The organism is Mesorhizobium sp. P2_D5 (assembly GCF_056404355.1).
This window is the reverse complement of sequence record NZ_JBFUEE010000005.1, coordinates 487518-501333: the sequence shown is the minus strand read 5'-3', so window position 1 is coordinate 501333 and position 13816 is coordinate 487518. Positions and strand designations below refer to the sequence as shown.

The following is a 13816-nucleotide window of genomic DNA, read 5'->3' as shown; positions in this document are numbered from 1 at the left end:
TTCATCGATCGGGTTTCGGGCTTCCATCAGGATGGCCTTGGGTAGACCGTCAGCGCCCCTTCTTGACCTTCGGCGCAATCTCTTCAATTCGCACCTTGTCCCCGATTTCCTTGGCCAAAGCGAAGGCCTTCTCCTTGTCCTTCGTTGACAAGACTGTGCGCCAGTGAGGTTTCTCGAACACGCTCACAACATAGGTCGGCACCGGCTTGTCGGTCATCCTTCCGGCCTTCGGAAATGGCCGGTGCGGTGGATGCTTGGGTGAAGCGCGCCGCACCGGCCACTGCAATAGCGGGAAAATCCCCCGCGCTGATAAGTCTATATTATATTAGATGTCGCGCAATTAAGACTGAAGTCCTTGTTTCGCCGGCCCTAAAGGCCCGCTCTCGCGGTGTGCGGGCTTCGCGCAAAAAAACGACCGGCTTTCCGCCTGATGACGGCGAAAATGCAGCCACGACATCGTCACGGAGCGGGTGTTCGAGCGCAATGATCCCGGTGCTGGCGCACCCTGATCTCGATTGCGCTGGCAAGCCGGGAAGACTGCGAACGGAGCGAAAGCGGGAGTGGCCGGCGGACGGCCACAACGAGATGTTGGCGCGACCGCAAAATGTATCGTTTTACACAATTTCCAATTGCTGGACTCGCGCGATGCATCGGTAGTTTAATTTTTGCATCCAGCCAAGGAGTGGAAGGTCGCGAACTGGGAGGAAGTAGGCATGGGTTTCGAATTCGACATCCGCCATCCATCTGACGATCAGCCGTACGAAATCACCTCTTTCGCCCAAAAGTACGGCCTGACGATCCCAATCGCGGATGCCATGCTTTTCGCCAAAGGGCCGTCGCGGACGGCATGCGACGCTGCCGCATTGGCCTTCCTCTGCGCTATCGCCGCACAAGCCAAGAAACAGAGGGCTCAATAGGCCTGCCAGCACTGCGACACTACCGCCTCGGGCCGAAAGCGGGGTTGGCGTCCACCAGGGCGCGAATTGGCCAGACGTCCCGTCCATCACCAAGGCGACGCCGCGAGTCGCAGCTATCTCTGCGACAAGAACCTACATATCCGCATAAGGCCAACCAACCGGTAGACTGATTGGCGCTCTCAAGGAGCCGAGACAGAGCGTGCGTATTCGGGCGCAACTCACAGGGAGTGGCTCGCGCAGCAGCTGAGTTCATTCGTGGGTTTCGCGCGAGCCATTTCAGTGCCGTCTCGATGATGGCAACATCCTCGGGCCGCGCCTACGCCGACGGTATCGGCCGCCGAAATACCGTGACGAGCAAATAGAGGGGGCTTTCTCTGGTGTCTTTTGCGAATGCAACGGTCGTTTAACGCGATATCGAAGGTCGGAGCGCAGAGCAGCTGGCTGCCGAACCTGGTACAGATGCGCCCCTTACTCAATTGGGCGATGCAGCTTACGCTCTATTTGGTACTCACCACTGCTGATCGACTTTGGTAGGCTCACGCCGTGAGCTTTGTCTGCGCGTCGCGAGCTTTGCGCAGCGCGTGGTCGGTGAGAGTCATGGAGGTCCAGTCATGGATCATGTCCAGACATCCAACGCGGATTGCCACAGCCCTGCACTCTCCGGTGGTATCCGACGATTCTCGGCCGTGGCGGCGTTGTTTCATGACTCCCGGAAGAGGTCACGCGGCGCTGCGATAAGCCTTATCCCGTTCTGCCTGATCCTGCTATTTGGCGCCCCAGCAAAGAGTCAATCGGAGACTGACGACAGGCTCGCCCCTCAAGACACTGTCGAGCTAAAGGTCTCGGGGTGGGATGCCTTGCGTGGCGGCATCACGGAGGGCGTGGAGCTCAACGGTGCTTTTACGATCGGTGCAACCGGGACGCTGGATCTTCCGGGGATTGGGCACGTTCCGGCTGCGGGTCTGCGTGAGAGTGAATTGGCAAGGCTGATTACCGATCGCTTACAGGCCAGAAGTGGTTTCGACACCCGTCCCGTCATGACCGTGCAGCGCACGCAGTCGGCAGCGTCTTCGGGCGGCGCCAAAGCCGAGGGGCACCCGGCTGGGGCGCCGCCAGACGTGAGCGGTTCTCGCCCATTGGTGGAGGCTGCCGCGACCGGGCTAGGAGGGGAACGATCCAAGACGGATGCGTCACTGCATGAACTATCGGCCGTTCGCGAGGAGCTTGAGGCGGCTCGCCAGCAGGCGTCTGCGGATCGTCAGTCTGCAGACAGGGTCGAGCGGGTTCTTCGCAGCGAACTGGAAGCGGCGCGAGACGAACTTGATGAGATGCGGCGCGTCACAGCCGACGCAGGCGTGCGTGCGCGTGCGGTCGCAGAGGCGACAACTCTTCAAGGACAAGCCCTTGAAGACCAGAAGCAAAGAGCCGAACGGCTCGCGCAGGGTCTGGCGATGGCGCAGCGCGAAGTCGAAAGCTTGCGAGTCAAAGCCGCTCTCGCGATCCGCGAAAAGGCCGCAGCACTCGGCGCGCACCAGGCGGCGGAAGCTTCCCTGTCTGGAGCGAGACGCGCGCTTGACGAAGGGCGGCAGACGATTGAACGCCTCGAACGTGATCTTGCCGCGACGCACCAATCTCTCGATGCTCTTGAGGCGAGCGGAAAACTGGCTGCGGCTGCGCAAATGGCAGCTGTTCAGGACCGCCAGATCGCTGAGGCCGCTGCAAAGCGGGCCGGCGAAGCGCTGGCATTGGAACGTGGGAGAGCAGATGCTCTCGAGCGCGATCTCGATGCCACTCGCCAGGATCGCGACGCGGCAAAAGAGGAAGTCGCCCGGCTCTCTGCTGCTTTGGGGCAACAGCGCGAAAGGGCCATTGGCCTGACCCGCGACCTCGTTGCGGCGCGCAACGAAACCGACATCCTGAAAGCTCGCACTACGCCTCGCGATCAGCGCATCGAGCCTGCTCCCAAAGCGCCTGCCGGTGATCGCGCAGGCCCCCGTACCAGTGCACTTACAGGGAAACGGGCTAGATCAGCCCATGAGCCCGAGGGGCGAGAAATCCGCAAAGTGGCGGTCCGCAAGTCGCCGCAACCTGTTCGGCTGACGACGATTGGCCTTCCCGCCGCGTTGCTCCCGACGCGGGCGCCATTGCGCACGGCACAAGGATTATGGTGATGCGCAAGTATCCAGCTGCCGTATTGGCGATCGCAGTTGCGATCGGGCCTGCTTCGGCTCTTGCTGATGGCCTTGGAGGCAAAGTCGGTGGTATCGGGGTCGGCGCCCGTGTGGGCGGCGGCTCGAACGGCGCCTCCGTCGGTGTTGGCGCGAGCGTCGACGGTGTCGGAGGAGCAAACGTTGGAGGGTCGGTCGGCGCGAGCGAGGGATCGGCGGGCCTTGGAGGCAACGTCGGTGGTATTGGGGTCGGCGCCGGTGTAGGCGTCGGTTCGAACGGCGCCTCCGTCGGTGTCGGCGCGAGCGTCGACGGAATCGGGGGAGCCAATGTTGTAGGCTCGGTCGGCACGAGCAACGGATCGCTTGGCGCCAACGTTGGAGGCGGTACCAACGTCGGCGGCGTAGGCGGCCTTTCGGCAAGCCCCAGTGCTGGAGACGAATCCGCCGGTGCTGGCGCCGCTCCGGGCAGTACGGCAAATAGTCGAGCGAGCGCGGCGTCGGGGGCTGCCACAGGGCCAGCGAGTGTCAGCGCCGGCAAGAAGAAGGCCGCCATAGTCGTGACCAAGGGCGTGCGACACGCAGTAGCCCTGCCGCGCAGCCTCCGGCCTTCCAAAGGTGGTCGCGACAGGCAAAGCACCACAGGTTATCCCTTACGGCCTCAGGCGCCGTTAAAGGTGATACCTGGCACCCCGCCCGCCGTGGTTCGCGTCTGCCGTCAGGCGATCATGTCGGCTGCGAAGCCACTTGGTGCCGTGAGTGTGCACGCAGCCAGCGCAGGTACCCTGCGCCGGCACCGTCGCGGTGCCCTCACCGCACCAATCGAGGTGCGCATAGACTATGCAAGACAAGGCGGCATCGAAGTTCGACAGGCGCGGGTTGGATGTCGCCTCGACGCGGCGGGACAGGTCGTCGCGGTGACATAGGTTTGACGAACCTGGCGGGTGTCCGACGTCTCACTACCAGACGATAGGGCCGCGTCCATTCGCCAAAGCGTCCGAACATCCGGCTTGCCTGCTCGTAGCGCTCAGGAGTGGCATTGACACATGCGCGGCTCCGGTCCCAGCCGGCCCTGACGGCTCGGCGGAGCGCACTGCGCGATCCTAACCAGGTGTGTTCGCCTTGACGACCTTTTGGCATTCCGGCGTCAGCTCGCTGAAATGTTCCGTCAGACATTGAATGACGCGGCCGCCGCCTGGCTCCACGCCTTTGCAGAATTTTTCGAAGTTCGCTTGGCAAGCCTCACGTTCGGCCGCTGTCTGCGCCTGAGCCGCAAGCATCTGAACGGCTAGGAAAACCACGCTCAAGGCAATTCGCATGACAAACCCCTCCAAAATGGCTAACATTCAATCAAAATACCGTGAAGTGTTGAGGGGGGTCAAATGCTTTTGGTATCGCGCATTGCGCTGGCCGTAACTTTGCTTGCGGCGACGGCACTGCTTTCAGCATGCAACAAGCAAAATGCCTATGTCCCGCCGCCGCCGCCCAAGGTCGACGTGGCGCTGCCGCTCAAGCAGACGGTAACGCCCTATCTCAACGAGACGGGGAATACGGCCGCCATCAATTCGACGCCATTGATTGCCCGGGTGGCGGGCTTCATCCAGGAAATAGACTACAAGGACGGCGACCGCGTCAAAGCGGGCACCCGACTGTTCCTTATCGAGCCTGAACCTTACCAGTTGGCGCTTGAACAGGCCCAGGCTGGCCAGACGTCGGCCGATGCCTCCGTCAAACAGTCCAGCGCCGACCTGAAGCGGCAACAGGATTTGCTCGCGCAGAAGGTAATTTCGGCGTCCACGTTGGACCAGTCTGCCGCTGCCGCTGCGGTCGACGTGGCCAAGCAGCAGCAGAACGCCGTTGACGTCAAGCAGGCGCAACTCAACCTGAGCTACACCGAAGTCAAGGCGCCATTCGACGGCATCGTCACCGCCCGCCAGGTATCGGTCGGCGAGTTCGTAGGCACTGGCAGCACTTCCGACCTCGCAACGATCGTCCAGATGGATCCGATATACGTCAATTTCAATGTCAGTGAGCAGGATGTGCAGCGGATCCGGGCTGAAATGGCCAAGCGTGGTCTGACAATGCAGAGTCTCAAGAAGATACCGGTAGATGTCGGCCTGCAGACCGAGACTGGATATCCGCACAAAGGAACGCTCGACTATGCAGCGCCGGCGGTATCTTCCTCAACGGGCACGCTTCTGGTTCGCGCCGTCTTGGAAAACAAGGACAATGCGCTGCTGCCCGGCTATTTCGTCCGACTGCGCATCCCGCTCGGCGAGCAGCCGGACATGTTGCTCGTACCGGATCGTGCAATCAGCAGCGACCAGAGCGGCCGCTATGTGCTTGTCGCCGGAAAGGACGACACAGTCGAGCAACGCGGCGTCGAGATTGGCCAACTGGTCGGCGAGTTGCGCGTCATTACCTCCGGCCTGACAGCGGAAGACCGCGTCGTCATATCTGGCTTGCTGACAGCCCTGCCGGGCCAGAAGATCGAACCGACCGTGAAGACCCTCCAGCAAACTCCGGCCAATGGTGCTGGCCAATGATCTCCAAATTCTTCATCGAACGACCCGTTTTGGCGAATGTCATTGCCGTCCTTATCGTCGTCGTTGGCATCGTCTCGCTCTTTGCGTTGCCGGTAGCGCAATATCCCGACGTGGTTCCACCGACCGTTTCGGTAACCACCCGTTATCCGGGCGCCAGCGCGCGCACGGTCATCGACACCGTCGCACTGCCGATCGAGCAGCAAGTCAATGGCGTCGAGAACATGCTCTACATGCAGTCCTTCGCTGCCTCCGACGGCAGCTACAACCTGACCGTCACTTTTGCCATCGGTACAGATCTGGACCTGGCCCAGGTGCTTGTTCAGAACCGGGTCTCTGCCGCCATGGCCGGGCTGCCCCAATCAGTGCAGGTGCAGGGCGTCAACGTGCAGAAGAAGTCGACCTCCATCCTCGAGATCGTGACCTTGACTTCGCCTGACGGAAAGTATGACAGCCTCTATCTCAGCAACTACGCGACTATCAGCCTTAAGGACGAAATCTCGCGGTTGCCTGGCGTCGGCAATGTCAGCGTGTTCGGCGCTGGTCAATATTCCATGCGTGTCTGGCTTGATCCCGAAAAGATGCTGGCGCGCGGCTTGACCACGCAAGATGTCGTTCAAGCACTTCAACAGCAGAGCGAACAGGTCACAGCAGGTCAGATCGGCGCCCCGCCGGCGCCGGACGACCAGTCCTTCCAATATTCGATCGAAGTGTCCAGCCGCCTTGACGATCCCGACCAGTTCGGGGCCGTTGTGGTCAAGACAGGCGCCAATGGCGATATGACGCGTGTTCGCGATGTCGGGCGGGTTGAACTCGGTGCGCAAACCTACGGACAGTTCTTCAACCTCGACGGCCAGCAGGCCGCGGGCATGGCCATCTTCCTGGCACCCGGCGCGAACGCGCTCGATGTGGCCAAGAGGGTCGCGTCCAGGATGGAAGAACTGGCGCGTGCCTTCCCGCAAGGCATAGTTTACGCGATACCGTTCAACACGACGAATTTCGTCAGCCAGGCGATCAACGAGGTCTACAAGACGCTGTTTGAGGCGGCGGTGCTGGTTTTGATCGTCATTCTCGTCTTCCTGCAGGATTGGCGGGCGATGCTCGTTCCGGCGACGACCGTACCGGTTACCATCATTGGCGCGTTCGCGGCGATGGCGGCGCTCGGCTTCTCAGTCAACCTTTCCACCTTGTTCGCCATCGTGCTCGCCATCGGCATCGTCGTCGATGACGCCATAGTCGTGGTCGAGGGGGCCGCCCACAACATGGAACGTGGCATGTCGAGCCACGACGCCGCCATTGCCGCCATGAAGACATTGTTCGCGCCGATCATCGGCATCACGTTGGTGCTGCTGGCGGTGTTCCTGCCGGCGGCCTTCCTTCCCGGCCTTACAGGCCGGATGTACGCGCAATTCGCGCTGGTGATCGCGGCGACCGCGCTGATCAGCGCCGTCAACGCCGCGACATTGAAGCCAACGCAATGCGCGACATGGCTTAGGCGTCCCGTACCACCGGAACAGCGCAACGTCTTCGCGCGCGGCTTCAATGCGGTCTACCAGCGTGCCGAGAATGCCTACGTCCGGTTGATCGGAGGGATGGTGCGTCATAGCGCCGTAACGGGTGTGGTCGCACTCATGATCATCGGCGCGGCCGGCTACGGCATGTCGCGCGTCGCCACCGGTTTCATCCCGATCGAAGACCAGGGTTACCTGCTCGCAGCGGTTCAGCTGCCTGACGGCGCCTCGCTTGGTCGCACCCAGGAAACGCTGCAGCAGGTTTCGAAGATCGCCAAGGCAACACCTGGGGTGGAGACGGTGGTCACCATCGCCGGGCTTTCGGCCCTAGACAACAATTCGACGCTAGCCAACGCTGGCGTCGCCTACATCATTCTCAAGGACTGGGATCTGCGCGGCAAGAGCGAAAACCTGGCTTCGCTCTACGCCACTCTCAACAAGAATCTGTCGGGCATGGCCGACGGCGTTGTTCTGGTGCTTCCTCCGCCACCAATCCAGGGCATCGGCAACGCCGCCGGCTTCACACTGCAAGTCGAGCTCCGCGACGGCAGTTTCGACCTCTCGAAGCTGCAAGGCTCCGTCAGTGCGATCGTCAAAAAGGCCGAGACACAGTCTGGCATCCAGCGCGTCTCGTCATCGTTTCGCGCCAACGTCCCGCAGTACAAGGCCGAGATCGACCGCGACAAGGTGCAGGCCCTCGGCCTGACCACAGACCAGGTATTCCAGACGCTCGCCGGTTATCTCGGCTCCAGCTACGTGAGCCAGTTCAACAAGTTCGGGCGTGTCTTCCAGATCTATGTGCAGGCTGACGCCCAGTTTCGGTTGACGCCGGAGGAGATCGGCCGCCTTACCGTCCGCAACAACAACGGAGACATGATCCCGCTCGGAACCGTGTTGACGATTGAACCCAGCGTCGGTCCATCGCTGATCAGCCTGTACAATCTCTATCCTGCCGCGTCGATCGTAGGCATGCCCGCTGCAGGCTTTTCGTCAGGTGACTCAATCAAGCTGATGGAGGAGATTGCCGCGGATACCCTTCCGCCCGGTACTGGCTCCGATTGGACTGCGCTGTCTTTCCAAGAGAAGCTCGTTACCAATCAGGTTTACCTGGTGTTCGGGATGGCGCTGCTGCTTGTCTACCTGGTCCTTGCCGGCCAATATGAGAGCTGGCTCGCTCCGATCTCAATCCTGCTCGCCGCGCCACTGTCTCTGGTGGGGCCGGTCTTGGTGCTCAATAGCCTTGGCATCGACAACAACCTCTATGTCCAGATCGGCCTTATCCTGCTCATAGCACTGTCAGCCAAGAACGCGATTCTGATCGTCGAGGTCGCACGCGAACTGCGTGCCGCCGGCACGCCTATCGTCGAATCGGCGATCGAAGCCGCTCGTGCCCGCTTCCGGCCCATTCTGATGACATCGTTTGCCTTCATCCTCGGCGTGGCGCCGCTGGTGTTTGCAACCGGCGCCGGTGCGAGCGCGCGAAAGTCGATCGGCATCACGGTCTTTTCCGGCATGCTCGCTTCGACCTGCCTGGCCATTCTTTTTGTGCCATCCTTTTTCGTCATCCTGCAACGATTGGAGGAACGACGCTCCGCACGCACGAAGAAGAGCGAGGCCACCCCAACGCTCGTCAAGTAACGATACAATCAAAGCTGGATGGCGCGCCGGCATGCCTGTCGTTGCTCGCACTGGATGTGCCAGGGACGTCAACCATCACCGGCCTATGCGAACAGGCTCAGCCGACCCTGACGACAAAATGCTTCGTCACCGGTTCGATGATCTTCCAGGTTCCCTTGAAATCGGCTTCCACCACGAAGGCGTCGCCCGGGCCCACCTCGACCGGTGCGCCGCCATCGGGGGTGATGATGATGCGCCCGGCGATCATGTGCACGAACTCGTAGTCGGTGTAGGTCGCGTGATAGGTGCCTGGCGTCGCCCGCCATGTGCCCGAGATCACCTTGCCGTCCTCGGTCGTGTGCTGGACGGCGGTTTGCATGGTCGGCCTGCCTTCGACCACGATCCATCCGGCCAGATCGCCAGCGTCGGCTTTTTCGACAGCGCCGAATTTGAGGATTGTCTCGCGTGTCATGGCTCCGGCTCCGTTTGATTGGCTCAGGCGTCAGTTGCCTGGACGGTCAGATAGCGGATGCTCCTGACGCCGGCAACCGGCCGACACCATCAGGAAGCTCGCGCCGCATGCGCCTCGAGCATGCGGCGGGCGCTTTCTTCGTCGGTGATCAGGATCGTCGGGGCGATCAGGGTCATGGCGCCAAGCAAGGCTTCGATCTTCTCCTCGCCGCCGGAGGTCAGGATGCGGATCGGCGCCTTGCGCAGACGGTCGACATCCACCGACATCACGTGGCTGTTGACGGGGTGGTCGACCAGATCGCCATTGCGGTCGAAAAAATGGAACAGAAGGTCGCCAACGGCGCCACGCGCAAGCAGGGCCTCCCGATCCGCTTCCTTGAGAAAGCCGCCGCGAGAGAAGGTGGTGGCCGAGGCGATGCCGCCGACGCTCAGCAGAACGGCATCGAGCACGTTGGCCATTTCAAAAACCTCCTGCAGGCCGCAGCGCTCGACCAGTGCGATTTTGGTCTCGACGCTGTCGACGACGGCCGGCGTCGGGATCAGATAGCCGTCGCCCTGGAAGATCTGGGCGAAGCGCCAGGCGAACTCGGCCGGGTTGAATCGACGCACGACGCCGACACCGCCGAGCAGCGAAATGACCTTGAAGTCGGTGAGCGACTTGGCGCTGATGAAGGGCAGGCTTGAAAACAGCGTCCTGCCCCAGCCGACGCCGACGCGCATGCCAGACTTCATCGTGTCGGACAGGAAGCTGCCGGTCTTGGCGCTGATCGCCGGGGTCGGGTCGGCATTGGGGGCGGAAAGCGGTGCCACCAGCGCCTGTTGCAGCCCGAAGGTCCTTTCCAGCGCCCGCTCCAGCCGCACGATTTCCGACAATTCGCTTTCGATGCTGATCTTCACCTCGTTGCGCGAGCGGGCGTCCGCCAGCATGCGCACGATGGTGACGCGGCCGACGCCAAGCACGTCGGCGATCTCGTTCTGCGTCATCTGCTCGACGAAATACATCCAGGCGGCGCGAATCCTGAGGCGATCCGTCCGGCTTTCGCTGGCGACCTGCTCGGGCGTCTCGCTTCCACCTCGACGATCGTCGGTTTCGCTCTGTCGTCGCCTGCCCAAATTCGTCCCTCCCCCACGGCGATGGACGAGCGCGCCGTCGCCGATTCTGCATGCTGGTCTAGTATCGCCTATTGATCTACCAATCGATAGGAACAATCTAGAAGTGGCGGCTGCCTTCTGTTGGCGGCCATCCGCAGCAATTCGAGGCAATTGGCAATGCTCCGACAAATCTCCGAAGATGTCCGCGTCAATCTGAAAGACCGGCTGCGGGAAGTCCGTGAAATCATTCGCCAAAGCCGCCATGACGGCAGCGGCGACGCCAGTGTCGTGCGCGAAGCAACCAGCCATCTGCCGCCATTTCCAGGCAAAGGCATCGAAGGCCTGCTCAGCCATGCCGCAAGTGCCTTCGACGAAGCGCTATCGATCGCCGAATCCTTTGTCCCGCATGAGCGCCCGATCAAGGTTGACGGCACCACCGTAAAAGGCCTCGCCACCTATTTCCCGGCCGGGAACGAAGATCGCCAGTTGAGCGCGGAGCGTCTGTTCCGGCGCGACATGTATTATCTGACCAAGGCCGTGCTGGCCGGCCTGAACATCCACAATGCCCGCATTCACGAAGCCGATTTCGCTGCCGTCCATGCCACGATGCGCAAGCGGCATGGCGATCTGCTGGCCGCCTTGGTCGCGCCAGGTGCTGGGCTTCCGGCGATCGCGGCCACCTGTTCGGCGCTGCTGGTCGAGTGTCTCAACCAGCGCCCCGTCCACTTTGCCGAAACGCCGGAAACGCCGGCGATCGGTGACCGGACGCTCGACGTCAGCTGCCTGGCGCCGCTCGTTTTGGCCTGTGGCCTGGCAACCACTGGCAGGGACGGCTTGCCGGAACCGGATATGCTGGAGATTGCGATCCTGGCAGCCGATATCCGCCACGACCGCATTGTGCAGGCCTGCGCCAAGGCGAGCCCGGTCGACGAACTGACACCCGTCTTCGCCACCTTGCTTGCCCATTTGCCGTAACGGTCCAGAACTCGGCTAGGCGGCACCTTCGGCCGCCATGGCCATGATCGCCTTCTTGGCACGCTGGATCGAGGCCGGGCTCATCGAGAGCTCGGTCAGCCCCATTTTGACGAACGTTGCAATGAGATCGGGCCGGCCTGCCGCTTCGCCGCACATGCCGACCATGATGCCGGCGGCGACGCCGGCTTTGGCCGTCATTTCGATCGCCGACATGACGGCTGGATTGGTGACATCGTTGAGCTTGGCCACTGTCGGGTTCAGCCGGTCGGCGGCCATGATGTACTGGGTCAGGTCGTTGGTACCGATCGAGAAGAACGCCACCTCCCTGGCCAGCGCCGGGGCAATCAGCACGGCCGCAGGGGTCTCGATCATCACGCCGAGATCAAACGCCGCATGCGGCACGCCTTCGGCTTTCAGCTCGGTCGCGCATTCCGCGACCAGAACCCGCGTCTGCCTGACCTCGCCGATGTCGGCCACCATCGGCAGCATCACCTTGACGTTGCCGTGCACGGCCGCCCGCAGTAGCGCTCTGAGCTGGCGCTTGAAGATGTCGGGCCGGTCGAGGCACATACGGATGCCGCGCCAGCCGAGAAAGGGGTTTTCCTCGTCGGGAAATTCGATGCCGGCGATCGGCTTGTCGCCGCCGATGTCGAGCGTGCGCACGATGACCGGGTACGGTGCGAAGGCCTTGGCCAGCGCCGCATAGGTCTCGGCCTGCATGTCTTCCGAGGGAAGGTGCATATGGCGCATGAACAGAAGCTCGGTGCGGAACAGGCCGACGCCCATCGCGCCGGCCTCCTGCGCCGCTTCGATTTCCTCCAGCGAGCCGATATTGGCCGCGACCTCGATCACCTTGCCGTCGGCCAGCTTCGGCGTCACCGTCTTGAAGATGGTCAGCCCGGCGCGTTCCTGCGCCGCCGCTTCGACACGGCCGGCGAATTCGGCGCGGGTCGCCGCGTCGGGATCGACGATCACGCGGCCGCTGTTGCCGTCGAGGGCCACTTCGCGCGCGCTGCGCAAGGCATTGATCTGGTCGCCGAGGCCCAGCACCGCTGGAATGCCGTGCGAGCGGGCGATGATGGCGATGTGCGAGGTGGCGCCGCCATGGCCGCACACCACCCCGCCGATGCGCTTCAGCGGCGCGCGCGCCAGGTCCCAGGCGCCAATGTCGTCGGCGATGAGGATGGCGCCTTCGGCGATGTTTTCGAGGCTGATGTCGTCCTGCCCGAGCAGCACGAGGCAGATCTGCCGCCCGACCGCATGGACGTCATCCGCCCGTGCGTTGAGATAGTGATCATCGACCGCGCTGAAATCGGCGGCGATTGTGGAGGCGGCGGTGATGACGGCTGAAACAGCGTCGTTGCCGCCCTTGATCAGGCCCTCCGCCTCGCCGGTCAGGCTGTCGTCGGCAGCGATGTCCCTGAGCGCAGCGATGATGCCACGGTCGCCGGCCGACAGACTGTCCTGTGCCAGTGCCCGGTCCATGCGCACCTGGACCGCAGCCACGGCGACGCGGAACCTATCGATCTCGCCGGCGACCTCCTCGGCCTGCAACCTGCGGCTTTGTCCGGCGATATCAGGCGGGAAATGCGCGAAGGCCGGCCCGATGGCAAAACCTTCGCTTGCGGCCACGCCGCGCAAGCCCGTGGTTGCGGCCGAAACCGCAGGCACAGAGTCCAACGCGGCAGCGGCCTCCTGACCCGTATTGCCGGCCGGCGGCGAGTCCTCGTCATCAAGGCCCGCCTTGGGATTTTCGAGATAGCCGATCAACGCCTCGATGGCCTCGATGGCGTCGGCGCCGTTCGCCCGCACGGTGACTTCCTGGTTTTCCTTGACCGCCAGCAGCATCAGCTTGACGGAGCTCTTGGCGCTGACCGCCTTGCCGTCCTTGACCAGTTCGACGTCGGATTCGAAACCCTTGGCGAGCTTGACGAACCGCGTCGCGGGACGGGCGTGCAAACCTTCATGCACTCTGACGATGGTCGAGCGTTCCATGGCAATACTCTGGTCCTGGGCGCCAACATAGGCCGCGGCACGAATGCTGTCAGGCGGCGATGGTGATGATCGCGCCGGTCGTGAGCGCAGCCACGAGCGCTTCCGCATCGACTTGCGAGGCGCAGATCTCGCCCGGCCGCTCGGCCTCGGCAGCGCCGTTGAACGAGATGACGACATGGCCCATTTCCAGCACCTTGCTCCAGGCGCTGGAACCGACCGCGGTAATAGTCGCGGCAACCGGGCCAAGGGTGATCGACGCGCCCTTTTGCGGCGCGCCGTCGCTGGGTCCGTGCTCCGTCTTGTGGAGCACGGAAACCTCGGCAAGCTCCGGCGGCGAGCCATCCGCAAACAGGATGACCACGCCCCCTTCGGCAAGATCCGCCACTTCGGGTCCGATGGCAGTGACCCGTGTTCTCAACAGAACCGTCATATGGCGAACCTCATTTCCTAACTTCTCTAAGATCGATTCACTGTTTCACGAAAACGGCGAACCGCTCTATCCCTTTGTTTGGCGGAATTCCGAACGGAAA

Annotated in this window: 11 protein-coding genes; 5 read left to right on the top strand and 6 right to left on the bottom strand. The window is 62.5% G+C overall.

The window, feature by feature from the left end; all coding sequences use genetic code 11:
• Window positions 1-49 precede the first annotated feature (49 nt).
• Entirely contained in the window at window positions 50-217 is a 168-nt protein-coding gene (locus tag AC1DYW_RS23795) for a hypothetical protein (RefSeq protein WP_167392245.1), read from the bottom strand.
• Between the two features lie 496 nt (window positions 218-713).
• Here AC1DYW_RS23795 and AC1DYW_RS23790 point away from each other — a divergent pair, with 496 nt between their 5' ends.
• The gene (locus AC1DYW_RS23790) at window positions 714-917 is read left to right on the top strand and encodes a hypothetical protein (protein ID WP_095089588.1); all 204 of its coding nucleotides are present in this window, start codon (window positions 714-716) and stop codon (window positions 915-917) included.
• 611 nt (window positions 918-1528) lie between these two features.
• Window positions 1529-3088, top strand: a complete 1560-nt coding sequence (locus AC1DYW_RS23785; protein ID WP_477227809.1) for a polysaccharide biosynthesis/export family protein — start codon at window positions 1529-1531, stop codon at window positions 3086-3088.
• Between the two features lie 1097 nt (window positions 3089-4185).
• Here AC1DYW_RS23785 and AC1DYW_RS23780 read toward each other — a convergent pair.
• On the bottom strand, window positions 4186-4401 hold the full coding sequence (locus tag AC1DYW_RS23780) for a cysteine rich repeat-containing protein (RefSeq protein ID WP_095089594.1): 216 nt from the start codon (window positions 4399-4401) through the stop codon (window positions 4186-4188).
• Between the two features lie 63 nt (window positions 4402-4464).
• Between AC1DYW_RS23780 and AC1DYW_RS23775 the strand changes: the two genes are divergently transcribed.
• Both AC1DYW_RS23775 and AC1DYW_RS23770 read left to right on the top strand, forming a co-directional pair.
• Window positions 4465-5628, top strand: a complete 1164-nt coding sequence (locus AC1DYW_RS23775; RefSeq protein WP_477227808.1) for an efflux RND transporter periplasmic adaptor subunit — start codon at window positions 4465-4467, stop codon at window positions 5626-5628.
• Window positions 5625-8774, top strand: coding sequence for an efflux RND transporter permease subunit (locus AC1DYW_RS23770; RefSeq protein WP_477227807.1), 3150 nt, complete (start codon window positions 5625-5627; stop codon window positions 8772-8774). The genes AC1DYW_RS23775 and AC1DYW_RS23770 overlap by 4 nt, the downstream gene beginning before the upstream one ends.
• A gap of 97 nt (window positions 8775-8871) precedes the next feature.
• Here AC1DYW_RS23770 and AC1DYW_RS23765 read toward each other — a convergent pair whose 3' ends face one another.
• Both AC1DYW_RS23765 and AC1DYW_RS23760 read right to left on the bottom strand, forming a co-directional pair.
• The gene (locus AC1DYW_RS23765; protein ID WP_184875962.1) at window positions 8872-9225 is read right to left on the bottom strand and encodes a cupin domain-containing protein; all 354 of its coding nucleotides are present in this window, start codon (window positions 9223-9225) and stop codon (window positions 8872-8874) included.
• An 89-nt stretch (window positions 9226-9314) separates the two neighbouring features.
• Window positions 9315-10337 carry a sugar-binding transcriptional regulator gene (locus AC1DYW_RS23760; RefSeq protein WP_477227806.1) on the bottom strand — a complete coding sequence of 341 codons (1023 nt, stop codon included), beginning with the start codon at window positions 10335-10337 and terminating at the stop codon, window positions 9315-9317.
• A 156-nt stretch (window positions 10338-10493) separates the two neighbouring features.
• Between AC1DYW_RS23760 and AC1DYW_RS23755 the strand changes: the two genes are divergently transcribed.
• On the top strand, window positions 10494-11291 hold the full coding sequence (locus tag AC1DYW_RS23755; protein ID WP_477227805.1) for a hypothetical protein: 798 nt from the start codon (window positions 10494-10496) through the stop codon (window positions 11289-11291).
• 15 nt (window positions 11292-11306) lie between these two features.
• On the opposite strand, the gene ptsP is transcribed toward AC1DYW_RS23755, so the two are convergent.
• Both ptsP and AC1DYW_RS23745 read right to left on the bottom strand, forming a co-directional pair.
• Window positions 11307-13286 carry a phosphoenolpyruvate--protein phosphotransferase gene (gene ptsP, locus AC1DYW_RS23750; protein ID WP_477227804.1) on the bottom strand — a complete coding sequence of 660 codons (1980 nt, stop codon included), beginning with the start codon at window positions 13284-13286 and terminating at the stop codon, window positions 11307-11309.
• Between the two features lie 49 nt (window positions 13287-13335).
• Entirely contained in the window at window positions 13336-13716 is a 381-nt protein-coding gene (locus AC1DYW_RS23745) for a PTS glucitol/sorbitol transporter subunit IIA (protein ID WP_477227803.1), read from the bottom strand.
• Window positions 13717-13816 lie beyond the last annotated feature (100 nt).

Excerpts from the sequence above, each read along its gene's own strand:
- AC1DYW_RS23770 (WP_477227807.1), top strand. The coding sequence starts at position 5,625 with ATGATCTCCAAATTCTTCATCGAACGACCCGTTTTGGCGAATGTCATT.
- AC1DYW_RS23795 (WP_167392245.1), bottom strand. The coding sequence starts at position 217 with ATGACCGACAAGCCGGTGCCGACCTATGTTGTGAGCGTGTTCGAGAAA.
- ptsP (WP_477227804.1), bottom strand. The coding sequence starts at position 13,286 with ATGGAACGCTCGACCATCGTCAGAGTGCATGAAGGTTTGCACGCCCGT.
- AC1DYW_RS23755 (WP_477227805.1), top strand. The coding sequence starts at position 10,494 with ATGCTCCGACAAATCTCCGAAGATGTCCGCGTCAATCTGAAAGACCGG.
- AC1DYW_RS23780 (WP_095089594.1), bottom strand. The coding sequence starts at position 4,401 with ATGCGAATTGCCTTGAGCGTGGTTTTCCTAGCCGTTCAGATGCTTGCG.
- AC1DYW_RS23785 (WP_477227809.1), top strand. The coding sequence starts at position 1,529 with ATGGATCATGTCCAGACATCCAACGCGGATTGCCACAGCCCTGCACTC.
- AC1DYW_RS23765 (WP_184875962.1), bottom strand. The coding sequence starts at position 9,225 with ATGACACGCGAGACAATCCTCAAATTCGGCGCTGTCGAAAAAGCCGAC.
- AC1DYW_RS23745 (WP_477227803.1), bottom strand. The coding sequence starts at position 13,716 with ATGACGGTTCTGTTGAGAACACGGGTCACTGCCATCGGACCCGAAGTG.
- AC1DYW_RS23775 (WP_477227808.1), top strand. The coding sequence starts at position 4,465 with ATGCTTTTGGTATCGCGCATTGCGCTGGCCGTAACTTTGCTTGCGGCG.
- AC1DYW_RS23790 (WP_095089588.1), top strand. The coding sequence starts at position 714 with ATGGGTTTCGAATTCGACATCCGCCATCCATCTGACGATCAGCCGTAC.